The following is a 328-nucleotide window of genomic DNA, read 5'->3' as shown; positions in this document are numbered from 1 at the left end:
GATCTCGGCTACGCGATCGGCGCGCTCTCCGCCGGCCTCATCGCCGACAGCTTCGGGCTATCATGGGCGATCACATCGATCGCCGCGCTGACGTTTCTCTCAGGGGTGGTCGTGGCTGTTGTGATGAGCGAAACCGAGGCTCATCCGTCCGCGAGGAGGGCAACATGACAGCGGCGGCAGATCGCTGCCCAAGCAATTGATCCGGCGCAAGCTCGCCGCGCTGCCCGTTGGGCCTATATTGGAATTTGACCGCGACCGGCAGTTTGCCGGCAGTACGGAAAGAGCCCAAAGCATTTCCGGCCGCAGAGCCGCCAGTGGGTCAAAACTG

General features: G+C 63.1%; 1 pseudogene. It reads left to right on the top strand.

Annotated elements, in window-relative coordinates:
- A pseudogene (locus tag EOA19_RS36340) lies at positions 1 to 168 on the top strand (MFS transporter); the annotation flags it as partial.
- Between the last annotated feature and the right edge of the window lie 160 nt (positions 169 to 328).

This window comes from Mesorhizobium sp. M7A.F.Ca.US.010.02.1.1, from assembly GCF_004023085.1.
Lineage (GTDB): Bacteria > Pseudomonadota > Alphaproteobacteria > Rhizobiales > Rhizobiaceae > Mesorhizobium.
This window is presented reverse-complemented; position numbering and strand designations above follow the sequence as displayed.